Here is a 23,010-nt window from a genome sequence, read left to right as displayed (position 1 = left end):
CCTATTCTTCCATCAGCCCAAATTTTTTCATATTGCGATATAGTGTTGTTCTTGCAACACCAAGCTCCTTAGCTACCTTGCTTAAGTTGCCGTTATTTACAATCATAGATCGCTTAATAAGCTGCGAATACATGTCTTGTACGGACATGCTACTCAACCCTACGTTTTCTTCAGCGCGTGGCAAAATGCTTTCGGGTAGGTGTTTAGGTACAATTGTCTTGCCGGAAGCAACAAGCAATGCGCGTTCGCATACGTTATCCAGCTCTCGAACGTTTCCCGGCCAACGATATTCAGAAAGTACGCTGATTGTTTCCGGAGAAAGCTCTGGAACAGGAAAACCTACCTCACGGCTTTGGCGTTTCAAAATATGATTTGCCAGCATCGGTATATCTTCTTTTCTCTCACGTAACGGTGGAACTGTTAATTCCACCACATTTAATCGGTAGTATAAATCTTCTCTAAATTCGCCTTGTTGCACAGCCTCGTATAAATCTATGTTCGTTGCGGCAATAATACGTGCATTGATCGGCGTTGGTTTCGTATCTCCTATACGAATGATCTCTCGCTGCTGTAAGGCTCGGAGTAGTTTTGCCTGCATGTCCAGCGGCAAGCTGTTAATTTCATCCAGAAAAAGGGTCCCTGCATTTGCGAGCTCAAATTTTCCCACCATGCCCTTTTGTCGTGCTCCGGTGAAAGCACCACCGACATAGCCGAATAATTCTGATTCAATCAAATCGCGCGGAATAGCTGCACAAGAAATAGCAACAAAGGGGCCATTGCGTTTTAAACTGCTGTTGTGGATTGCCTGCGCAAAAAGCTCCTTACCTGTACCACTTTCGCCTGTGAGTAAAATGCGGGAATTTGTCCCTGCTGCACGCTTTGCAAGGGATACTTGATGCTGCATCGCAGGATGTTCTCCCTTTATATCGCTGAAATTATATTTGGCATAGTTACCCCCTACCTGCTGTGCAATGTTGATCATTTGGCTACGGGCGGTAATTGTCAAAGTCATCCCAACAGTTTCACCGCTTTGGAGTTTTGTGGGTAAAATGCGGCACATGTGTTGCTGTACGCCTTTTGCGCCAACCAGACGTACTTCTAGGGATTCTGATAACCCGCTAGTAAGCAATGCCTTCATGCGCCCTTTGTCATCTGGGTGAATGATCTTTTCTATATGTTCTCCCACAAGCATCCCTTCGCGTAGACCTAATATGTCCAGCATGTGGATGTTGGCGTGCGTAATATACATTTCATTATCAATTGCGAGCAGCCCGTCAGATAAGGAATTATAGATGGAGGTGAGCATGGAGCCAAGGCGCTGCTGGCTGATCATAAGGCGCGATTCACGAAGGCGTGTAGAGATCGTCGCCGCGGCAGCAGTTACAAGTGCTAATGTATGTTTTTGTTTATTGGGCATGTGACCTGAAACAGTTAAAGAGCCGACAACTTCTTCCATTTCGTCATGGATTGGTGCTGATGAGCACGTCCATCCATGGAAATATTTATTGAAATGTTCACAGCCACTTATCTGAACAGGTTTATTCTCAATCATAGACATGGTGAGCGCACTTCCACCAACCTCTTCCACCATACGTAGAGCGCCCGGGACGTTGTAGCGGGTTTCGGCATGGGATAGAACGGGGGCATCGCCTAATACTTTAAGTAAAAGCCCCGGTGCAGCGGCAAGACTCGCTATAAAACCAGTCCCGCGAATAGAAATTTCTACCATCTGCAATACAGGATCGGCTGCGTTTAGGAAAAACTCGTGTTCTGTTAATAGATCATTCAGTTCATGTGTTGGAAGAACACGTGTTACCGGAGGTACATTCGGATCAATACAGTTCTCCTTACTAATCTCCCATGAATGTAGGATGTGAGGTTGTACCGCATCATGATCAAACGGGCTTTCGTCAATAAAATTAGCCCATGCTGTACGAATTTTTTGCTGTACTTCCCGTCGTCCCTTTTCCCTGTTCATGTCAGAGCCCTACCTTGTTGTTTCGTTTCGCTACAACTGCCGTGAATGTTGTTCAATCATTGTTTTGGTATTCTTAATGCTCAGTAAATATTAAGTTTTTTTTCATGTCAGTTATCGAGAAATTGTGCCCTATGTCCAATTATTAAAAATTTAAACATAGTCACCTGTAGCAAAGCAGTACAACTAGGACAAGTAATTGTTTTAACTGTACTGTTACGCTACACATTTGCTCACATATCTCATTTCTTACCTCCTTTCTGGCACTTCTAACTAACTGTTTAGCCACACAATTTCTTATAAACAACTTGCAGCAGCAACGGTTTGCTGTCTATTCTCCTTCGCTGTTTTTTGTGTTGGCATATCTACTGCAATGGCAAAATCACAATGCTAACAGAGCTTCTCTAAATGGGTATGCACTCCACCAGTACTAATGCTGCCAAGAGAGAATCTCTTTTTGAACCAACCTCTAAGGAGCGCATAATGGCTGAACTACATGGCGTATTTGTTGTTATGACCACGCCGTTTACTGAAGATGGCGCAATTAACTACGAAGGCGCGCGCAGCAATATCAACTGGTATATTGAATCCAGAATTCACGGGTTACTTCCTGTTGGTGCTACGGGCGAGTTTGCAGCTTTGACGCTGCAAGAGCGTAAAGATTTTGCGGAATTTGCAGTTAAAACCGCAGCAGGACGTGTGCCTGTATGTATTGGTACTGTTTCACAAAATGTAGAGACCGTACTTGAATTATGTAAACACGCGCATACCGTCGGAGCAGATGGCGTTATGTGTCTGGTGCCTCCGGGACTGCACCTTAATCAAGAAGAAGCATACGAATACTTTAAGCTGATATCTGAGAATGTCTCTTTACCCGTCATGGTCTACAACAACCCTTGGAGCTCTGGCGTAGATCTTGAGTTTGAAACGGTTGAGCGTATTTCACAGCTTCCGCACATGGAATACATCAAAGAATCTACAGGTGATATTAAACGCCTCACGTTGCTTAAAGATAAATTAGAAGATGGCATTATTCCTTTCTGCGGATGGGAAGACATGGCGTTTGAATCCTTTCTTGTGGGCGCACAGGGTTGGGTTTCAGTTCTCGCTAACGTTGCCCCTGCCCTTTCAGCTCAGTTGTTCGACCTTGTGAACAAAGAAAAAGATGTTGATGCAGCGTGGAATATTTATCGGGATGTTCTTCCATTACTTCGTTACCTCGAGGGCTCCGGAAAGCTTTGGCAAGTCGCCAAATATGCAATGGACTTACAAGGTCAGTGCGGCGCTTTCTGTCGGGTACCACGACTACCTCTTAATGACGCAGAGAAGGCTGAAATTAAAGCCATTCTCGATGCAAAACCATTGCGCTAACAACATAGTACTACGATATACGTTCCGAAATGGGTTCGCTCCGGCGAACCCGCCTCCCAAATGAATCCCAGAGACGCTGGCGATAATTGTTAGCAAACTAATATGGTGGATACATGAACATGTCACATGTTGCCGGAATGCAAAAACATACAAGTGCAGAAGTCGTAGTCATTGGCGGCGGAGCCATTGGCAGCGCCATCGCTTACTATCTTGCGAAGCAGGGAAAGGATGTCGCCATTGTAGAACGCGGCGAATTTCCTTGCGAAACAAGTAAGCGCTGTGACGGACACGTCGCCACTTACGATAGCCCTCCGGGATATTTTAGTAAGTTGTGCTACGCAGGGCTTGAGCTTTTTCCCAAAATTGCCCCCGATCTACCGTATGACATTCATTTTGAGCCAGAAGGGCTCGGTTTGCTCATAGATGATGAGCGCGACATGGAAGCCGCCATTAGTAATTATGAAGGGAAGCTTAAAGAAGGGGCACCCGTTACTTTATGGGATCAGAAGGAGCTACGTCTTCACGAGCCGAACATTGCAGACCGCGTACTCGCCTGTATTAACTTTACGGGAGATTCTAAGCTTAACCCGATGCGACTCACCTTCGGACTTATGTATCGAGCTCAGGAATACGGAGCAAAAATTTATCCGCAAACATCTGTTACTGGAATTTCACTTCAGAATGAAAAAGTAACAGCGGTTCGCACCTCACAGGGCACTATTACAACTCCCAATGTTGTTCTAGCCTGCGGTGCATGGACGCCGGAGCTTGGAAATATGGTGGGGCTCGACGTTCCTATCCGCCCGAGACAGGGACAAATCCTCGTGACAGAGCGTGTTCAGTCCTTAGTCGGTAAAAACTATGCAGAGTTTGGATACGTAGCAGCAAAAGGTGGCAGAAAGCGCCTTTCTGCCACTCCGGAAATGGAAGCATATGGTGTTGCCTTTGTAACAGAGCCTACTGAATCGGACACCGTACTCATAGGCAGCAGCCGCAGATTTGTTGGAATGAACAGCAAGCCGGATGCCGCTGTAATGCGAACCATTGCTCAACGTGCGACTCATTTCTTCCCTGCTTATCGTCAGGCAAAAGTCATACGTTCTTATGCTGGCGTACGCCCTGCCACACCGGATGGAAAACCCATTATTTCAGATACCCGTATTTCAGGTATGTACGTTGCTTCCGGCCACGAGGGCAACGGCATTGGTTTATCGCTCATCACAGGTCAGCTAATGGCAGATATTCTGGAAGGAAAAACTCCAGTTTTTGATATCGCCCCGCTTACACTTAATCGCTTTTCAGCTTCAGATAAGTAAGGAGAACTCGCATGAGATCCAGCCATATCTTTAAAACAATAGATACCCACACAGCAGGCAATCCTACTCGTAACATTGTGGGCGGACTTCCAGAGATTGAAGGTGAGACCATGGCAGAAAAAATGGCCTATGCTGAGCAAAATCTGGACTGGATCCGCACAGCCGTTATGTGGGAGCCACGCGGTCATCGTAATATGTCCGGCACGATGTTTGTCGAACCTTGCCATCCGGATGCACACATGGGGGTACTTTTTATTGATGCCGCAGGTCACATGCCAATGTGCGGTCACAGCACCATCGGCAGTGTTACAGCCATGTTGGAATCCGGCATTGTACCAATGACTGAAGGCGTTACCGAAGTGAATATTGATACTCCCGCTGGTCTTATCCGCACAAGAGCACAAATTACTGATGGCCATGTGGACAGCGTTACTTTCCGCAACGTCCCCTCCTTTCATTACTGTTCCGGCAATGTGGAGGTCGAAGGCTTTGGTAATGTGGCTTATGACGTAGCTTTTGGCGGCAATACCTACATTATAGTTGATGCAGATGACTTTAATCTTGATCTTCGTTCCGGCAATCTCGACTCCATTATCTTTGCAGCGGGTAAAGTCGGTGACGCAGTACGGAATGCGGTTGATTTTGTGCACCCTGAGCAGCCATTCATCAACATCATCACCCACGTTCAATTTTTTAGTAAGCCTGATGATCCGAAAGCAGATTTCAGAAATTGCGTTCTCTTTCTTCCTGATTCTGTTGACCGCTCCCCTTGCGGTACTGGCACTTCCGCCCGCGTTGCATCCCTCTTCTCCACTGGCGATCTTGCGTTGAACCAGAACTTTATTCACGAAAGTTTTATCGGAACTCAGTTCACAGCACGCATTGTTGAGCCTGTAACTGTGGGAGACTGCAAAGGCGGCGTTCCTGAAGTAACCGGTTCGGCTCATGTCATCGGTAAACTTGAGCTTATGATTGACCCTGAAGATCCACTAAAAGACGGTTTTCACGTCTGCTAATGCGTTCAGGAAAGATCACTTTTTAGAAGCTTGAACTATGCCTTTGGTCATCGGAGTGGATTAATGCCTACACTTGCTTTTCAACCGAACGAGACAGTCTCCATTTTATTTGAAGGAACGTCTGTGCTCGTACCGTCAGGAATAACTGTTGCTGCCGCTGTTATGCTGGCTGGCAGTTCGCACATACGCACAACACCGATCAGTGATGAAGAGCGTGCTCCATTTTGTCATATGGGCGTCTGCTTTGAATGTCTTGTTGAGATTGACGGTACTCCGAACATGCAGGGATGCCTCATTACGGTTGAAGATGGAATGAACATCAAGCGGCAGCTCGGTGCGCCGAAAATTACGTCACGTCAGGAATAGTTATGCAAGAACATTGGGACATCATAATTATTGGTGCAGGTCCGGCAGGCATGAGTGCTGCTATTGCAGCGAGTCGTAACAACGCATCCGTGCTTGTTGTTGACCGCTCTCCAAATATTGGCGGGCAAATTTACCGCAATGTTGAGAACGTCTCTTTGGAATTGCAGGCGTTTCTTGGCAAAGATTTTTCTAAAGGCGCACGCCTTGCTCAAGAGTTCAGGGCATGTCCTGCGAGTGTGTGTTCTGACACAACCGTATGGGGAATCGACACGGGGATTGTGTATGTAAGTCGGAATGGTGTTTCGTCTGCACTCCATGCAGATACAATCATTATTGCAACCGGAGCACTTGAACGTCCTGCACCGGTTGAAGGGTGGACTCTTCCCGGCGTGATGGGGGCAGGTGCTGCCGATTTATTGTTGAAAAACTCTGGCGTTATTCCGGATGGTCCTGTCGTTTTGTGCGGCAATGGCCCCCTTCTACTGCAATCTGCTTTGCACCTGACAAAGCTTGGTGTGGAAGTTCGCGGAATGCTCTGCACTTCAGATTCTCAAAACTTGTTACGGGCAAGCCTTCGTTTTCCTTTAGCACTCTCCCGACCTCTTTATTTTGCTAAGGGAGCAGGCATGATGGGGAATATCCTTCGTTCTCGTATCCCGCATTTCTCCGGTGTAAGTAACATCACAATATCGCAAGACTCTGATGAGTTAAGCGTCTCCTTTGCCTCTAAGGGACAAAACAAACAGCTTTCTGCGGCAACTGTACTTCTTCATGAAGGTGTTATCCCAGACACCAGACTGTCACGACTTGCCGGATGTATTCATGACTGGAACCCGCTTCTCAGGTGCTGGACACCACGCACGACCCAATGGGGAGAAAGTTCGCAGGTCGGAGTTCGTATCGTCGGTGATGGTGCTGGTGTTCTTGGGGCAGAGGCTGCTGCTGCCTTGGGTACTCTTGCTGCGCTGGATGTATGTCACAAAACGGCATTTATCTCGCGTAAAGAACGTGATGACCAAGCAGAACATGCGAACAGGCTGCTAACACGTGTTCGGATTGCTCAGCCCTTGCTCGATCAATATTTTTGCCCGTCTCTTTCAGCATTATCTCCATCAGATGATACGATTGTTTGTCGATGTGAGGAGCTTACCGTTGGCACTTTGCGCGAATATATTCGTAACGGAAGCCTAACGCCGGATGGTGTGAAAGCTCAGTCCCGCAGTGGTATGGGGCAATGTCAGGGGCGAATGTGTGAACACGCAATTTTGGAGCTGATAGCGGAGGAGCGTGGCGTAGATCATGATCTTATTACGCCGCTCAAAATCCAAGCACCTATTTTTCCGATTCCACTTGGAGAACTTTCTGATCTTGATTTGTAGGCACTGGTTTGCTGACTGATGTAACCGCCGGTAACCCGATAATGCTGCAAGGAGTCCTTTCATGTCCGAATCCGCTACACCTGTAAGTATTTTTAACGAAGTAATAGGTCCTGTAATGCGTGGCTGTTCCAGTTCGCATGTGGCAGCAGCTCTTCGCATAGGACTCATTGCACGGGATTGTGTTAACGGTGCCCCCCTGTCTGCTTCTGTTACCTTTGATAGCAAGGAAGCACTTGCGTACAGCTATGACGGTCAAGGCTCGGCTATGGGGTTTGTGGGCGGCCTGCTTGGTTACGCTCCAGATAGTGCACTGCTTCCAGATGCTCAAGCTCGCGCGGCAGAACTTGGTATTCCAGTTCGTTTTATTGTGGATGATATTCCAACGACATCCCCGAATACATACCTCATTACTGTCGAAGAAAATGCATGGGATAAAGAGGGTTCAATCCAAGAGGAAACCTCAAAAATCACGCTCGAAGCAGTTTCCCTTGGCGGTGGCGCTATCGAGATTCAATCTATAGAGGGCGCATCAGTGAATCTTCGTGGTGATACTTACGTCGCACTACTTTTTTGCGATTGTCCTAAGAGTCTTGCCCTCAAGAAATTACAAGAAAAAATTCCATCACTCCAAAAGGCTACTTTCTCTAAAAGCCGCTCAGGCATGTTGCACGTGCTTGAAAGTACCCACCCTTTCACCGTGCAGCAGCGGGCTGATCTTGCAAATGTAACCGCTTCACATTGCAGTCTGTTCATTTCTCCGGTCATGCCGGTCTTAGCCAATACCAACGAATTACCGTTTCGAACCGCAAAAGAGATGCTTGAGCAAGAAGGCGCATCAGGGTTGTCACTGTATGAACTGGCAAGCAAATACGAATGCGCCCGTAGCCGTCTATCTCAAGAGCAATTACTCGAAATGATGGGGCACCTTGCAGGCATTATGGAGAAAGGCATTTTTATAGGTGTAAGCGGAACGAGCTATGCTGACAGAATCTTGCAGTCACAAGCACCGCTTGCCCTCTCCCTTGCTGGAAATCCGTTGATTGGGGGTGCGATGCAACGAATAATTTCCTATGTGGCTGCGCTTATGGATTGCAAAAGCGCAATGGAAGTTATTGTTGCAGCCCCCACAGCCGGAGCCTGTGGTGTGCTTGGCGGTGCTGTATGGGCTGCTGCTCATGAGCTTGAGGCTTCGTCGGAAGAGGTGGCTAAAGCCTTATTGGCTGCGGGAATCATTGGGGTATTTATTGCAGATAAAGCCACTTTTGCCGGAGAGGAAGGTGGATGTCAGGTCGAATGTGGTTCCGGCAGTGCCATGGCTGCAGCTGCCCTTGTACAACTTTCAGGTGGCACAGCACAGCAGGCTGTAGATGCCGCTGCCCTTGCGCTCCAAAACATGCTTGGGCTTGTGTGTGACACCATATGCGATCGCGTTGAATTTCCATGTATGGGGCGAAACATCATGGCCGCTGTTAATGCGTTGGCGTGCTCCGGCATGGCAACAGCTGGTTTTACCAATGTTATTCCGCTGGATGAAACCATTACTGCCATGCACGAAGTCGTAAGCTACATCCCTTTGCAGTTACGTTGCACCGGGCTTGGTGGCCTTGCTCAAACCCCTACTGCACAGCGTTTATCCGAAACGTTTGTCTCGTCTTCAGGTTCCAATAGCTAGCTACATCTTAGTAGTCGGTTACCAGTTTAGATACTTGCTTTTTTATTGGTCATTCCATTTCAATCATTACATGTGGAGGAAATCATGAGGCGTTTTCTAACTTTGGCAACAGCAGCACTGGTTATGCTCTCCTTTATGGCGACATCATCTTTTGCAGTTACACTTAATTTTGCCGGTCACTATCCGGAAGAACACCCTTCTACCCAGTTGCTTTATCAGGCTGCAAAGGATGTTCAAAAGCAGACAGACGGACGCGTTAAAATCAAAGTTTTCCCTGCTGATCAGCTTGGGGATTACACATTACTTTTTCAGGACATCATGCGTGGCTCTGTTGATATGGGACAGGTTAACCTTCCAAGCGAATACGACATTCGACTTGAATCACATTGCATTCCATACATTGTAAAAAGCTACGAAGATATCCCGAAAGTCTTTTCGTATGACTCCAATTTCAGCAACATTTTCAAACGTATTCTTGCTGATAAAAACATCGAGTTTTTCGGCTTTAACGTAATCGGTCTTATTGGTGTAGGTAGTAAAGTTGAACCGAAAGATCCGTTTATTCCTACCAGCGATAAAGGCATTCTTATTCGTGTGCCACCAATGAAAGTGTTCCAGATTTCCGGTAAAGAAATGAATTTCCGTACAACAACCATCAACTGGGCAGATATCTATAGCGCAATGCAGACAGGTGTTTGTGATGGCTGGATTGGCGGTACTCCTGACGTTAACTACCTTACTTTTAAAGATGTGCAGAAATACTACATTGCCTACAATAACTTTGTAGAATGTAACGCTTTTATCATGGGTAAAGATGCATATCAGAAGCTTGGTGCTGACGGTCCTATCGTACGCGATATCTTTAAAAAAGCTGCTGCTGAAAGCTATGCAATTGCTGAACAGCAGGACAACTACTACCTGAACAAAATGGAAGAAGCTGGATTGACTGTTATGCGTCCGACTCCTGAGCAGGCTCAGGCTATGTCTGATTTCTTCCACGAAAAAATCTGGCCTCAACTCTACAAACTCTACGGTGAAGAACTCTTTACTGCTGTACGTAAAGACCTTGGTGAAATCTAAATGTTATGCCCCTCTCTGGTAAAGGGAGGGGCAATATTTACAGAAATACCGGCCTGAGAATGCACTGTACTCGTTGTCCAGAATCTTCTGGGCGTTGCCATACTCGATGCAGCAGCTGATCTGCCGTTCTTTAGCCACCAGTTACTGTTACAGGCAGGAGTTTTATTGATGATCTATAACATTCTAAAATACATATATGATGGATTACTAAAAATTGAACGGGCTATTCTTATAGTAACAAGCTTGCTTGTTGTTTTCATTATCAGCTGTGTTGTGTTTATGCGTTACGTTTTGCAGATTGATTTGTTCGCTTATGACGAACTTGTAATGATTGTTGCTTTTTGGATGTACTTCATTGGTGCTGCATACGGCAGCTATGAAGACAGCCAAATTAAAGCTGACATTATTCAAGTGGCACTAATAGACACTCGCCCTAAACTCGCTGCGTATATTAACCTTTTCGCTCGGTCTCTGGAACTTTTTCTCGCTGCGAACATTGCTTACTGGAGCTGGTCATTGGTGTACTGGCAGTTCAAGTTTATGGGGCACACCATGGGCTGGGGAATTCCTATTCTGGTTCCGCAAAGTGCGATCTTCCTCGGCTTTGCACTTATGACACTATATGCTGCGGTTCACGCTGTTAAAGCTTGGCAACGCATCAGTCGTAAAGAATATCTCATTTCAGACGCAGAGGAGTGCACAGAATGGAAGTCCTAATCTCAATCGGAATTCTTATCGGTACATTGCTTATTGGCATTCCTGTGCCTTTCTGTTTTACGGCCACAATCATGTGGATGGTGTTTACTGGTGATTACAATATCACTTCCCTGATTCCTGTTGGATACAGTAAAATGAACACCGTAGCCCTGCTTGCTGTACCGCTGTTTATTATGGCGGGCGGGCTTATGGAAAAAGGGAAAATTGCAAAACCGCTTGTAGATCTGATCAAAATTTTGATCGGGGATAGAAAAAGCGGGCTTGGAACCGTTGCTGTATGTGCCAGCGCAATTTTTGGCTCCATCTCAGGCGCTGCTGCCGCCACTCTCTCCTGCATCGGCGCTGTGATGCTTCCAGAGATGAAAAAGGCAAATTATCCGGAAGGGCTTGCTGCTGCATTGCTGGTTAACGCTTGCCCATTGGGATTGCTTATTCCACCAAGCTGTATCCAGATTATCTATGCATGGATTTCCTATCAGTCTGTACTCAGCTGCTTCCTTGCTACTGTTGGCCCTGGTATTATGCTCACTGTTCTTCTTTGCATTGTTAACGCTGTGTTATTGCGCAATCAGAAAGGCATGATTCTGGCCGAGCCAAGCTCTTTGGCAGATAAACTTAAAGAAATGGGATCTCGAACTGGTGGCGCTGCTCCTGCCCTCCTCATGCCTGTTATTGTGCTTGGTGGTATCTACGCCGGTGTTATGACGCCGACTGAAGCTTCCGGCATTGCAGTGCTCTACTCCATCCCTGTTGGCTTTTGGGTCTACAAAGGGCTGAAGAAGGATAATTTTACTCAAGTGCTGGTGCGTACTTCAGTTACCTCCGGCGTTGTAATGTGCATGTTGTTTGTTGTTATGATTTTAAGCCGCATTTACGTTATGGAAGATCTTCCGGGAGCGATTCTCACCTTCCTGCAATCTGTTTCAGACAACAAGCTTGTGATGCTTCTTATGGTTAACGTTTTTATGATCATCATTGGTATGCTTATGGATGACACAAGCGGAACGTTGCTCTGTACACCAGTGTTACTACCGGTTGTGACCCATCTTGGTATTCATCCTGTACAGTTTGCCGCAATTCTTGGTGTTAACCTTGGTATGGGGCTTGTTACTCCTCCTACAGCACCGATGCTGTACCTTGGTGCTCGCGTTGCCTGCTGTAAGGTTACACAGATGCTTTCACCAACTTTTTATATGATCCTCTTTGCATGGTTACCAACGTTGATTTTGACCACCTACTGGTCAGACTTGTCTCTATTCCTGCCTCGCTATCTGCTTGGTGTAACTTTTTAGAGAGAAAACATCTTGTTTGCGCTTTTTATGAGGAGTGAGTTATGGCGTATGGATACACAGGGAAAATTCTAAAAGTTAATTTGACTACGCGGACCCTCGCAGCTGATGAACAGCCAGAGGCGTTTTATCGGCAATACATGGGCGGAAGTGCATTAAATATGCATTACATGCTTACAGAGATGCGTGCAGGCGTAGAACCACTGTCTCCGGAAAATCTGCTATGCTTTTCTGTAGGGGTTACAACCGGTGTTGCAGTTTCTGGCCTTAGTCGTCTTACCGTTACTGCCAAATCTCCACTTACTGGTTGTATCGGTGACAGTCAGAGCGGTGGTTTTTTCCCTGCGGAATTAAAATTTGCAGGGTTCGATGCAATCATCATATCCGGTAAGGCAGAGTCACCTGTGTATCTATCTATCATTGATGGAAAACCAGAACTTCATGATGCCTGTAACTTATGGGGTAAAGAGACTGCAGAGGTTGAAAAAATTATTCGTTCCGAGCTTGGTGACGAAAAAATTAAGATTGCTCAGTGTGGTCCTGCCGGAGAAAAACTGGTGCGCTTTGCTGCAATCATCAATAATGCCAACCGCGCCAACGGTAGAACCGGAATGGGCGCGGTGATGGGCAGCAAGAACCTGCGTGCTATTGCAGTTCGCGGTAAAAAACGCCCTGCGGTTATGGATGTCACTGGGGTTAAAGCCTTGGCAAAAGAAGGCGCAAGGCGACTTCCTGACAGTATGGTCGAAGGGCTGGGGAAATACGGCACGGCATCCATTATTGAAGAACATCAGGAATGTGGTGGGCTTCCAACCCACAACTTTAACAATGGTGTGTTTGATGAAGGCTGGGAAGGCATTTCCGGTCAAAAAATGTGGGATGAATACCGCCGCGGACATGAAGAAGGTAAACAGGATTCCCAAGGACGTGATACTTGTTTCGGCTGTATTATTCGCTGCAAGCCGGTGCTTAAAATTGATGATGAAGATTTTAAAGTAGATCCGGTTTATGGGGGACCTGAGTACGAAAGTATTGCCACCTTCGGTTCGTATTGCGGAGTCTCCAGCATGCCTGCGGTTGCTGCCGCAAACCAGCTTTGCAATGCATACGGGGTCGATACAATTTCTTGTGGCGCCACAATTGCGTGGGCAATGGAATGCTATGAGGCCGGTTTGCTGACAAAAGACATGACTGGTGGGCTTGAGCTTACATTTGGCAACGGGCATGCAATGGTCGAATTAACACGTCAGATAGCGCTTTGCAGCGGATTTGGTGCAACGCTTTCTGAAGGTTCAGAAAAGGCAGCCAGTGCTCTTGGTTTTGGACACGAGTTTCTTATCACAAGTAAAGGCATGGAGACTCCTGCCCATATGCCGCAGCTTAAACGTAGTCTTGCATTGGTTTATGCAACAAATCCGTTTGGCAGTGATCATCAAAGTCATGAACATGATCCTTTTTATGAGGGAGATGACTTTGCGGACTTTAAGAACCGTCTTGCTGAAGTCGGTTTAGAAAAAGGTACGCCAGAGTATGATCTAGGGCCGGAAAAAGTACGCTACACATGTGTTACGCAGCGATATTTCTCCTTTATGGATAGCCTTTGTATTTGCCAGTTCGCATGGGGACCCTCGTGGGAATTGTATGGGGCAAGTGATGTAACAGCTTTGTTTAAAGCGGTCACAGGCTGGGATGTTTCAGTGCAGGAACAACTTGATGTCGGAGAACGCAGGTTGAATATGATGCGTGCATTTAATGCTCGTGAGGGTATCGGACGTGAGCGGGATACCTTACCGAAAAAGTTTTTCAAATCGCCGTTGTCCAGTGGTCCCACAAAAGGACTTTGTCTTGAAAAAGATGAATTTGAAAGTGCTCTTAGTGAATACTATAAACAAAGTGGTTGGGATGAATCCACAGGGAATCCAACCCGCGAAACTTATTCACGCCTACGCTTAGACTGGATTGCAGACCAACTTAATATTTAAGTACCTTAATCCCGCAGTTTTTTAAATTGCGGGATTTTTTTGGAGTGAATATGCCTGTAACAATCATATGCAAGGGTCTTCCCTCTTGGCCGAAAGAGCCTGTCGCAATAACTATTGAGCAAGGATGGACAATTGCAGAGACACTTGAGCGGGCGGATATTACGAAAAAGAAGCATGGAATAATGGCTATTGTGAACGGGAAGCTTTGTTTACTAAGTACCGAGCTTAACCCACACGATAACCTAGTCATTTATCCTAGAATGGGTGGTGGCTAGGTGTTAATCCGTTACTTTAACTGTTGGTTGAATAATGGTTTACTAGCAGTAAAAATCGCCACAATTATTGCTCCTAATCACCCTTTCATTTTCTAACATTTCAAATCGGTAATGTTCCAGTAATGCTTGAGCAAGCATCACTAAGCATTATGACCTTCGTAGAACAAAACGAAGGTCTTTTTTCTTGCCCAAGCAGCGGGTATCGCGATGGGGTTAACCTTTGCCAACAATGGTATTGAAGTAACTCTTATTTGTGATGATGAAATTCTGCGTGTTGATTGTTCCTCTGTCACCGGAGATGTGATTACCGTTGGTACTTCGAAAATATTCACAGTATCCTTTTTCGGATTACTAATAGATACAGTTTGTTAAAAACGGTTAAGATAAGTTTGCGAGAAGCCATAGCGGTTGCGGAGAATTCAAAAAAAGGGTTCATATGCAAAGGCATGTTACATGCTATGATGGTTGGGCAAACTATGAAATCTAGATGACGGTCAACAACAAGCCGCCTTAAATAATTATCGATCCAGAAAATGGACGTGTTGTTGGAATGCATAGAGGGCGATTCGACGAGCACTAGAATCGTAGAAAAATTGAAGCTCCCCCCTTTCTGAATGCATTCTCTATTTTTCAACTACTCCTTTTCTCTTTATGTGGCGAGAATTTGTCTTCATATTAAGGGCCTTACGTATGTATCAAAAACGAAAATGCTGTAAAAGCATATTGATCATTTCTGCTACAATTGTTTTGGTTTTAGTATGCCTTAGTTATTGGTTCGACTGGGATGACAAGGCTTATTATCGCTGGATGGAATGGCATGCTTCCGATGAACAAAGAGAAAACGCGATTTGGCTGCCAGATTACCGTGTTGATGTGCAGGCATTGCAAATTCAAGATGTGGATAAGAACGTATCGGGAATTACATACGATTATGACAATAACACACTATGGATCGTTACAAATCAACCTCAAGAACTTATAGAGCTGGATATGACGTTTGCACCGGTGAGGAGGATTCTTTTAGAGAATTTTTCTGATACCGAAGCTATTGCTTATGTTGGTAACAACACGTTCGTCATCGCTGACGAGAGGGATTTTTCCATTGTGGTTGCACCGATTAATGCTCAGACAAAAACCCTGGACCGTAAGAACTTGCGTTTTATTACACTCAAGCAAGGTGGTTCAGATAATAATGGGCTTGAAGGGCTTGCTTTTGATGCAAAAACAAAAGTGATTTATGCCGTGCAGGAACGTAATCCATTAAAATTAATTTCGGTGTCAGGGTTGGTAGAAGGAACACGAGGTGTCGCTGTTGGTGTGCCGGCTCATATCGATATCAACGATTTTAATCTTGATGACTTATCTGGCTTACATTTTGATGCAAAAACAGGCCACCTCCTCTTGTTAAGCGACGAAGCAAAATTACTTGCTGAGGTAAACAACGATGGCCGTGCAATCAGCTATTTCGATTTGGAAGCAGGCTTTAATGGTTTGCATGAAGACATTCCACAGGCAGAAGGTGTTACACTTGATGCGCAAGGTAATCTTTACATAATCAGCGAACCGAACCTATTTTACCGATTTATTAAAACCTCTCCATAACGAGTTTTACATCATAAGCTTGGCGCACAAATTCATATATAAAATGTCCGTTCTCATATGCTATGAGGACGGACATTTTTTTGTATAGACTCATCATGTTTCTTTCTTGTTTTCCTTTGAATGCCTTTTGGTTGCAAAGCAGACTTATGAATTCGTGAGGTTTCGTGAGATATCCTTAGATGCTCATGCAATGGATAATATTTTAAAACGCTTGTCTCAGTCTACCAGCATACTGCGTTAACAAGAGATCTTTGGGTTTTAAGTTTATCTTTTCAGTCATTCTTAATGGTAAAAGAATATTTATGTCGTTTAATTCAAAAAAGCCTCTGCCATACTTTTTCGGAGTATGGAGAGGCTTTTTTTTGATTACTAGATGATTCGCAAAACTGTGATGCGGGTTCCACCTTTTGACACTGTATATTTGTCAACCCAGCAAAAATTATACATAAATATAATACGGCGGATAGTGACAAAATGCTGGACACCTATGTTCTCTACCTGATGAAAACAGGGAGTTTCTTCCCATCGTCAGGTAGTTATCTGTTGGCTGTTCACTTTGTTTCAGGTTAAGATTTGTCATGGCGCATCATCATTGCTGATTGATCTTTTTACATGAACCAATTAGGAATGCCACTTTTCGACCAATGTAATCAGAACTTGGCGTAACTATGAAGAAAAGAGCTGCTAATCTGCTTAAACAGCTCTTCATAGCCCAGCCTTTACTTTTGCACTAAGAGGCTACAATGAACTGGAAATTTTTCGTTGCAACGAGACCGCGTAAGATTACAACTATCACTATAGGAACTCTGCTTTCACTTTTCCTGTTGTATGTCCTTGTAGGATTTCTTGTCATTGCGCCTGTCGCAAAGTGGCAGTTGGAAGAACAGCTCCCACCGTTGATTCAACGTAAGGTTACTATCGAAAAAGTACGTCTGAATCCTCTTACATTGCGCGTAGTCTTCGATAAGATAGCCATTGAAAAGAAAGATGGTAATGGTAACCTATTCTCTCTTACTACTTTTGAAGCACAATTATCTGCTAAATCTATTTTGGCGCTTGCTCCAATTGTCTCTCATGTACGAATTGTTGAGCCCAAAATAGATATCACTCGCTACAAAGATGATAGCCTTTCTATTGATGACATTTTAGAGCATCAAGCCCAGTTGGCAGCTGAAGCTGCAAAAACGCCTGATCCTGATGAAGAGAAGAAAGATCAACGTATTTTCCCGTTTAAGGTTCTGAACCTAATTCTGGAAAATGGCGATATCGTATTTAATGATGAGAAAGAAGACGCAGTTCAGACTATCAGTAAACTTTCTCTTGCTGTTCCGCTTGCTTCTTCGTTTGAAAGTGATTTTGACGAAGCGGTAACACCTAAACTCTCCATGCTTATCAACGGCACACCTTTTGATCTCGATGGATCAACCTATCCGTTTTCAAACAATCTTTTAACGAAGTTTTCTTTTGCTACAGACGAGATTCCCCTTGCTAGGTACTGGCGATATTTCCCTATCGAGTCTCCTGTTGCTTTGACCTCCGGTGACATGAAAATTTCTGTTAACCTTGGATTTAGTCGTCCTGTTAATAAGCCTATAGATTTGCATGTAGATGGTGTTGTAGAGCTTAAGAATCTTGCTTTAACGAAAAAAGATAAGGCTGAAGTTTTATCTATTCCTCATTTTACTCTTAAGCTTAAAGATTTTTCTTTGGCAGAGAGAAAAGTTTTTCTTGAGAGTATAGAAATTGATTCGCCTTACGTTGAAGTTCACAGACAAAAGGATAATTCAATAAACTGGGCAACATATTTTGTTCCTCAGAAGGCTGACTCTGTAGACGTAGCCCCAAAAGAACCGACCAAATCAGCGACTAAGTCTGCGACCAAAACTGCGACAAAGTCAGCTGCAAAGGCAACTGACAAGTCAGTGCCTAACGCAAAGCCTACAGACGAAGTAAAGCCTTCAGATAAGGTAAAAGCTACAGACGAAGTAAAGCCTTCAGATAAGGTAAAAGCTACAGACGAGGTAAAGCCTACTGGCAAAGTAAAGCCTGCGACTAAATCAGCTACCAAATCCGCGAGTAAGTCTGCGACAAAAACTGCGACCAAAACTGCAACAAAGTCAGCTACAAATGTAACTGACAAGTCAGTGCCTAACGTAAAGCCTAAAGACGAAGTAAAGTCTTCAGATAAGGAAAAGTCTACAGACGAAGTAAAGTCTACTGGCAAAGCAAAGCCTGCGACCAAGTCAGCGCCTGTAACTAAAGATAGTGCGTCTCCTGCTCCCCCGGCGGATGCAAAGAGTAAAGATCAAGCAAAGAGTAAAGACCAAGCAAAGACGGTAGCGAAAAGTGAACCAGTTCAGGATGCAACAAATACTCCTACTGCAGAGAAAAAGCCTGAGGGAGAAAAAGACCATTCCTTTACTGTTATTCTGGAATCATTCTCTATTAAAAAAGGGAAAGTTCTTTTTAAAGACAGCACTGTTCCTGGCACATTTTCAACTACGCTGGCTCCAATTGAAATCGTTGTTAAAAACATAACAACAGAATCCAAGAGCTCTGCTGACGTTTCTGTTGTTGTGGGTGAGAAAAAAATGATTGAGGTAGTGGGTGGTGTGAGTCTTTCTCCTGTAACCGCCAACTTAAAAGCAACCATCAATAATTTAGGACTCGCTCAGTTTATGCCGTACATTGCGGCCGCTACCCCTGCTCAAATAGGTGGTGGCGCACTTAATGCGACTGCTGATATTCAAGTCTCTACCAGTTCGGCAGCTGAAGTTTTGGTTAATATTGCCAATGGTAGTATCAAACTTCAGGATCTTGCTTTGACAGGGAAAAATTTCAAAAAAGCCCCTATTATCCTGAAGACTCTCGCGGTAGATGGCGCAAATATTGATTTGAAAAAACAATCTGTTGCAATTGGTAATATAGGCTTTCTCGGGCCGGATATTACGATAACCAGAAGTAAGGATGGAATAGACATCATTTCTCTTCTGGTTGCAGAGTCTCCCGCTTCCGATGCGAAACCACTTACAAAGGCTCCCAAAAAAGCTTCAGGTGGTAGCCCTTGGAAATTGCGGATTCAGGGCGTAGCAGTAAAGAATGGTAAAATTACGCTCCACGATACAGCTCTTAAAAAAACTGTCATCACAAGTTTGAAGGACGTTGCGATAACAGCAAGCGACATTACATTAGACAACAAGCCTTCTGCTTTTTCTGTTTCAACTGGCGTAAATGCAAAGAGCACCATTAAAGCAAAAGGTACATTTGCTCACTCTCCACTTGCGGTTGATGGCGATGTGAATGTTAAAGGCCTTAATATTCCAGATTTCGCAGAATACATTAATGAGTACTCAGAAGTAACCATCAGCAAAGGTACTGTAGATGCCACGGCCAAGGGGAAACTTTCTGTTCCGGAAGCTGGTGACACTCAAATTAAGGTAGCTGCTGATGTTACCGTTAATAATCTTTCAGCGGACAGTAACTCTGTTAAGGAGCATATTGGCTCTGTTCAACAGATTTCTGTTAAGAAGGCTGAATTTGATTCTGCAAAAAATAGCGCAAATATTCAGTCAATAGCCATCGTAAAGCCTGAAACTAAAGTTGTCTTAGAACAGAACGGGTCTACTAATCTTGCACGCGCCGTTCAAGGGAAGCTTAAAGGCGGTGGCGCTCAGAAAGCACCGAAACGAAACAGAGGTGCTGCGGTTCAAGCTACAACGAAACCGTTCGGCATTTCGATTGGTGCAATTTCCATTAAGAATGGTGCTGTAACTTTTCAAGATGCATCTATTTCTCCTAAAGTTGTACTTGATATCGAAAACATTGCGGTGACCTATAAGCAGTTCAGTCTATCCAATAGAAAACCATCACCGGTTAATTTTTCAGCGACCTTACAGGGACGAAAAATATCTGCAACAGGCACTGTGAACCCTATGGCCTCGCCGCTTGCGCTTAACATGATTTTGAAACTGGACGATATTGGGCTGGATAAATTTAGTCCATATACCGTTAAGTACATTGCTTACCCTGTTAAAACAGGCTCACTGAATGCGTATGTAAAATTAAAAATTCAGCAGAATAAACTTAATGCTGAAAATAAACTCTTATTCGAAGATTTTACGCTCGGTGAAAGAAACGCGCAGTCTAAAGCACCGTCTGTACCTATTAAACTTGGCCTTTCACTTATGAGAGAACCAAATGGAAACATTTCGCTTACATTGCCAGTTACCGGTAACTTAAAAGATCCGAACTTCCATCTTAACCAGATTATTACAAAAACTCTGGTGAACATCATCGTTAAGGCTGCTGTTTCACCGTTTACCTTGTTAGGTTCACTAATTGGCGATGTTTCGCCTGAAGAGGCACAATACATTACCTTTAAGCCTGGTTCTGTATCGGTTCCCAAATCAGATATTAAAATGCTCACTAAGATTGCGTCAGTATTGAAAACAAAGACGTCTATTACCCTTGAATGTCTTGGACACTACAATACAGAGATCGATGTGAAGGGATTGAGAGACCGTGCGCTCAGCATGGCTGTTAAAAAAGAATGGTACGGCACCCTTTCGAGCGCCACAAAGAAAAATATTGATATTGAATCAGCAGCAATTCCAAGATTTAACTATGAGAAGTTTCTTAAGGCGGCGTACGAAAATGCCCCTGAAGGAAAAAATGACGGTCGCCCTGGCGGGGTCTTTGGATACGACGATCAGTCCGTGCAACAGATGGAAGAATATCTTCGAAATTCTGTAGACACTTCGCATGAAGCATTGCGTAAACTCTCACTTGATAGAGCTGAAGCTGTTCGCAAAGTGATTATTAGCAATTCTCCAAAATTGGAGAGTCGAGTGAAGGCTATTCAGGCGGGAGCAAGTAAGCAGGACTCACATGCTACGTCTGTACAGTTACAATTAAAACAGTAGCTTCATTCATAGGTTGCTTGTACATTGACAAGTAGAAAGGCTGCACACATTTACATGGGTGCAGCCTTTTTTTATATATTCTGAAAAGTAGAGAGGACGTACATAAACAGACTCCCTACTCCAAGGATTATTGCTAGTACAAGCCAGAAAAATGTTTTGATTATATGTGTGATGCAGTTTTTTATTATAGAAAATATGGAAGTGCCTGTTGTGGAATTGTAGAATTCACTTTTGTTTATAATACCATTACAACACTGGACACACTTTTGTAACACCATGCTGTATCTCTCTCTTATTATGTGAAAAATGTATCTTTATGTTTTATGTATAGAATAGTCAATATCGCTAGATGGAAGGACATTGCCAATCTGCAATGCAGCAGGCTCCATTAAAGCATTTTATACTCACCTTATGCCGTACGAGTCGTGCATTATGTATACCTTTAAGGTGGAGAAATGGTTTCATTGCTTTGTCTACACGATGTCTACTTCCACAACTTTTCGTGCAATAGACTAGACCTATTGCTATCACGACTATAACACTGCTCAATAAACAATAAAGGACACAGTTCTACTAACGGGATAATTTGAAAAATGATTTCCCGCCCTTTCTCCTGTAATTTATCTTTTGAGGAAGTATATGGATTTGACAGAAGCCAAAATGCAGATCGCTGACTTAAAAGAACAACTCGAAATAGAAAAAGCTCTTAATGATGTGGCCTTTGAGGCTATTGGGATTTTTGATGAAGACCTGAAATGTGTTGCTGCAAATGCAGAGGCCGTTCAAGTTTTGGGCTATACATCAGAAGAGCTATTGCACCTTACTGCGTTTGATTTTTTAGCTAAGGAATCACATTCTGTTGCCAAGGAAAATGCAAGCAAGGGGCTTACCGAACCCTACTTTGCTACCTGCAAACGTAAGGATGGCACTTTCTTCCCGGCTGAGGTCAGAGCGAATAACGTTACTTTGAAAGGTCGTAAGTTTCGCGCCACGGCCATGCGGGATCTTACGTTCAGTCGGGCAATGGAAACTGATTTAGCCGATGCTCTGCATGAATTGGAGCTTATTTTTAGCAACTGTAAAGTTGGGTTAATGCTTTTAACCGGTGGAAGATATTTACGGCGGGCAAATCAAGCACTGGCAGATATTTTAGGGTATACGTCTCCAGATGAGCTTAAAGGTATAAGCATGAGGCAGCTCCATATCTCTTTAGATAAATACAATGAGTTTGGAGAAACAATTTATCCAGAGCTCGCCCATGGGAAGCCATTAAAATTTGAATATCAAATGCGCAGGCAAGACGGGAATACAATCTGGTGTTCCTTTACTGGTCAGGCCATAGATAGAAATGTCCCTGCCAATCTGTACAAAGGTGTACTGTGGGTAATTGATGATATTACTAAGCGTAAAGCCAAAGAAGAATATCTGCTGAGGATGGCCACTACAGATGACCTCACAGGTGCACTGCATAGAAAAGAATTCTTCCGTAGAGTTGAATACCTCACGGATGATGTTCATCAGGAAAGTCTAAAGTGTTCAGTTTTGATGATTGATTTAGATAATTTCAAAAGCATTAATGACACATACGGACATGAAGCAGGCGATGCTGTTTTGCGTGACTTTGCTACGCTTTGTAGGGAACAGCTTAGAGATAATGACCTGTTTGCCAGAGTTGGGGGGGAAGAATTTGCAGTATTTTTGCCTCAGACCACTCGCTATAAAGCAGTCCAAGTTGCTGAGAGGTTACGTAAAAACTTTGCCGAGAATGACACCATCTACTCTGGCAACTTTGTTCGTTGCACTATAAGTATTGGCGTTTCCGGTGCGACTTCTGAGTATGTAGAGACTGAAGAACTACTTCGAAGTGCTGATCAGCGTCTCTACAAAGCGAAAGAGAGCGGACGAAATACTGTTGTCTTTTTCGATGAATAATCAGTTGTTAAGTTAGTACACAAGGCGAACAAGAAGTACGTTCCTGTTGTCTGATTCTTACATAAAATTGCATAAACAAGGGCACTGTATTCAATGTGAACACAGTGCCCTCTTTC

General features: G+C 44.3%; 16 protein-coding genes. 15 read left to right on the top strand and 1 reads right to left on the bottom strand.

Going from position 1 to position 23,010, the window contains the following annotated elements; genetic code table 11:
• Position 1 precedes the first annotated feature (1 nt).
• Positions 2-1,978: a sigma-54 interaction domain-containing protein gene (locus ACZ5V1_RS06490; protein ID WP_464391166.1), complete on the bottom strand. Its 1,977-nt coding sequence runs from the start codon at positions 1,976-1,978 to the stop codon at positions 2-4.
• A 480-nt stretch (positions 1,979-2,458) separates the two neighbouring features.
• On the opposite strand from ACZ5V1_RS06490, the gene ACZ5V1_RS06485 reads away from it, so the two are divergent.
• The 15 genes from ACZ5V1_RS06485 (at position 2,459) to ACZ5V1_RS06415 (ending at position 22,894) form a co-directional block, all read left to right on the top strand.
• Positions 2,459-3,346, top strand: a complete 888-nt coding sequence (locus ACZ5V1_RS06485) for a dihydrodipicolinate synthase family protein (protein ID WP_464391165.1) — start codon at positions 2,459-2,461, stop codon at positions 3,344-3,346.
• A gap of 113 nt (positions 3,347-3,459) precedes the next feature.
• Positions 3,460-4,662 (top strand): NAD(P)/FAD-dependent oxidoreductase, encoded by a 1,203-nt coding sequence (locus ACZ5V1_RS06480; RefSeq protein ID WP_464391164.1) that lies wholly within the window; start codon positions 3,460-3,462, stop codon positions 4,660-4,662.
• An 11-nt stretch (positions 4,663-4,673) separates the two neighbouring features.
• Positions 4,674-5,678, top strand: coding sequence for a proline racemase family protein (locus tag ACZ5V1_RS06475; protein ID WP_464391163.1), 1,005 nt, complete (start codon positions 4,674-4,676; stop codon positions 5,676-5,678).
• A gap of 63 nt (positions 5,679-5,741) precedes the next feature.
• Positions 5,742-6,044 carry a (2Fe-2S)-binding protein gene (locus ACZ5V1_RS06470; RefSeq protein ID WP_464391162.1) on the top strand — a complete coding sequence of 101 codons (303 nt, stop codon included), beginning with the start codon at positions 5,742-5,744 and terminating at the stop codon, positions 6,042-6,044.
• Between the two features lie 2 nt (positions 6,045-6,046).
• Entirely contained in the window at positions 6,047-7,423 is a 1,377-nt protein-coding gene (locus ACZ5V1_RS06465; RefSeq protein ID WP_464391161.1) for an FAD-dependent oxidoreductase, read from the top strand.
• Positions 7,424-7,484: 61 nt separating this feature from the next.
• Positions 7,485-9,095, top strand: coding sequence for an L-serine ammonia-lyase, iron-sulfur-dependent, subunit alpha (locus ACZ5V1_RS06460; RefSeq protein WP_464391160.1), 1,611 nt, complete (start codon positions 7,485-7,487; stop codon positions 9,093-9,095).
• An 84-nt stretch (positions 9,096-9,179) separates the two neighbouring features.
• Positions 9,180-10,175 carry a TRAP transporter substrate-binding protein DctP gene (gene dctP / locus ACZ5V1_RS06455; RefSeq protein ID WP_464391159.1) on the top strand — a complete coding sequence of 332 codons (996 nt, stop codon included), beginning with the start codon at positions 9,180-9,182 and terminating at the stop codon, positions 10,173-10,175.
• A gap of 168 nt (positions 10,176-10,343) precedes the next feature.
• Positions 10,344-10,892 (top strand): TRAP transporter small permease, encoded by a 549-nt coding sequence (locus ACZ5V1_RS06450; protein WP_464391158.1) that lies wholly within the window; start codon positions 10,344-10,346, stop codon positions 10,890-10,892.
• On the top strand, positions 10,880-12,184 hold the full coding sequence (locus ACZ5V1_RS06445) for a TRAP transporter large permease (RefSeq protein WP_464391157.1): 1,305 nt from the start codon (positions 10,880-10,882) through the stop codon (positions 12,182-12,184). Before ACZ5V1_RS06450 ends, ACZ5V1_RS06445 begins: the two co-directional genes overlap by 13 nt.
• Positions 12,185-12,225: 41 nt before the next feature.
• Positions 12,226-14,163, top strand: coding sequence for an aldehyde ferredoxin oxidoreductase family protein (locus ACZ5V1_RS06440; protein WP_464391156.1), 1,938 nt, complete (start codon positions 12,226-12,228; stop codon positions 14,161-14,163).
• A gap of 50 nt (positions 14,164-14,213) precedes the next feature.
• Positions 14,214-14,438 (top strand): MoaD/ThiS family protein, encoded by a 225-nt coding sequence (locus ACZ5V1_RS06435; RefSeq protein WP_464391155.1) that lies wholly within the window; start codon positions 14,214-14,216, stop codon positions 14,436-14,438.
• A 207-nt stretch (positions 14,439-14,645) separates the two neighbouring features.
• On the top strand, positions 14,646-14,810 hold the full coding sequence (locus ACZ5V1_RS06430) for a hypothetical protein (RefSeq protein WP_464391154.1): 165 nt from the start codon (positions 14,646-14,648) through the stop codon (positions 14,808-14,810).
• Positions 14,811-15,128: 318 nt separating this feature from the next.
• Positions 15,129-16,040 carry an SdiA-regulated domain-containing protein gene (locus ACZ5V1_RS06425; protein WP_464391153.1) on the top strand — a complete coding sequence of 304 codons (912 nt, stop codon included), beginning with the start codon at positions 15,129-15,131 and terminating at the stop codon, positions 16,038-16,040.
• 743 nt (positions 16,041-16,783) lie between these two features.
• Entirely contained in the window at positions 16,784-20,962 is a 4,179-nt protein-coding gene (locus tag ACZ5V1_RS06420) for a DUF748 domain-containing protein (RefSeq protein ID WP_464391152.1), read from the top strand.
• A gap of 639 nt (positions 20,963-21,601) precedes the next feature.
• Complete coding sequence (locus tag ACZ5V1_RS06415) at positions 21,602-22,894, top strand: sensor domain-containing diguanylate cyclase (RefSeq protein WP_464391151.1); 1,293 nt, start codon at positions 21,602-21,604, stop codon at positions 22,892-22,894.
• Positions 22,895-23,010: the final 116 nt, after the last annotated feature.

It is taken from the genome of Halodesulfovibrio oceani subsp. galateae, assembly GCF_055397225.1.
Note: the sequence above shows the minus strand (reverse complement) of the source record. Positions and strands in the feature narration are given on the sequence as shown.

Excerpts from the sequence above, each read along its gene's own strand:
- ACZ5V1_RS06490 (WP_464391166.1), bottom strand. The coding sequence starts at position 1,978 with ATGAACAGGGAAAAGGGACGACGGGAAGTACAGCAAAAAATTCGTACA.
- ACZ5V1_RS06485 (WP_464391165.1), top strand. The coding sequence starts at position 2,459 with ATGGCTGAACTACATGGCGTATTTGTTGTTATGACCACGCCGTTTACT.
- ACZ5V1_RS06480 (WP_464391164.1), top strand. The coding sequence starts at position 3,460 with ATGAACATGTCACATGTTGCCGGAATGCAAAAACATACAAGTGCAGAA.
- ACZ5V1_RS06475 (WP_464391163.1), top strand. The coding sequence starts at position 4,674 with ATGAGATCCAGCCATATCTTTAAAACAATAGATACCCACACAGCAGGC.
- ACZ5V1_RS06470 (WP_464391162.1), top strand. The coding sequence starts at position 5,742 with ATGCCTACACTTGCTTTTCAACCGAACGAGACAGTCTCCATTTTATTT.
- ACZ5V1_RS06465 (WP_464391161.1), top strand. The coding sequence starts at position 6,047 with ATGCAAGAACATTGGGACATCATAATTATTGGTGCAGGTCCGGCAGGC.
- ACZ5V1_RS06460 (WP_464391160.1), top strand. The coding sequence starts at position 7,485 with ATGTCCGAATCCGCTACACCTGTAAGTATTTTTAACGAAGTAATAGGT.
- dctP (WP_464391159.1), top strand. The coding sequence starts at position 9,180 with ATGAGGCGTTTTCTAACTTTGGCAACAGCAGCACTGGTTATGCTCTCC.
- ACZ5V1_RS06450 (WP_464391158.1), top strand. The coding sequence starts at position 10,344 with ATGATCTATAACATTCTAAAATACATATATGATGGATTACTAAAAATT.
- ACZ5V1_RS06445 (WP_464391157.1), top strand. The coding sequence starts at position 10,880 with ATGGAAGTCCTAATCTCAATCGGAATTCTTATCGGTACATTGCTTATT.
- ACZ5V1_RS06440 (WP_464391156.1), top strand. The coding sequence starts at position 12,226 with ATGGCGTATGGATACACAGGGAAAATTCTAAAAGTTAATTTGACTACG.
- ACZ5V1_RS06435 (WP_464391155.1), top strand. The coding sequence starts at position 14,214 with ATGCCTGTAACAATCATATGCAAGGGTCTTCCCTCTTGGCCGAAAGAG.
- ACZ5V1_RS06430 (WP_464391154.1), top strand. The coding sequence starts at position 14,646 with ATGGGGTTAACCTTTGCCAACAATGGTATTGAAGTAACTCTTATTTGT.
- ACZ5V1_RS06425 (WP_464391153.1), top strand. The coding sequence starts at position 15,129 with ATGTATCAAAAACGAAAATGCTGTAAAAGCATATTGATCATTTCTGCT.
- ACZ5V1_RS06420 (WP_464391152.1), top strand. The coding sequence starts at position 16,784 with ATGAACTGGAAATTTTTCGTTGCAACGAGACCGCGTAAGATTACAACT.
- ACZ5V1_RS06415 (WP_464391151.1), top strand. The coding sequence starts at position 21,602 with ATGGATTTGACAGAAGCCAAAATGCAGATCGCTGACTTAAAAGAACAA.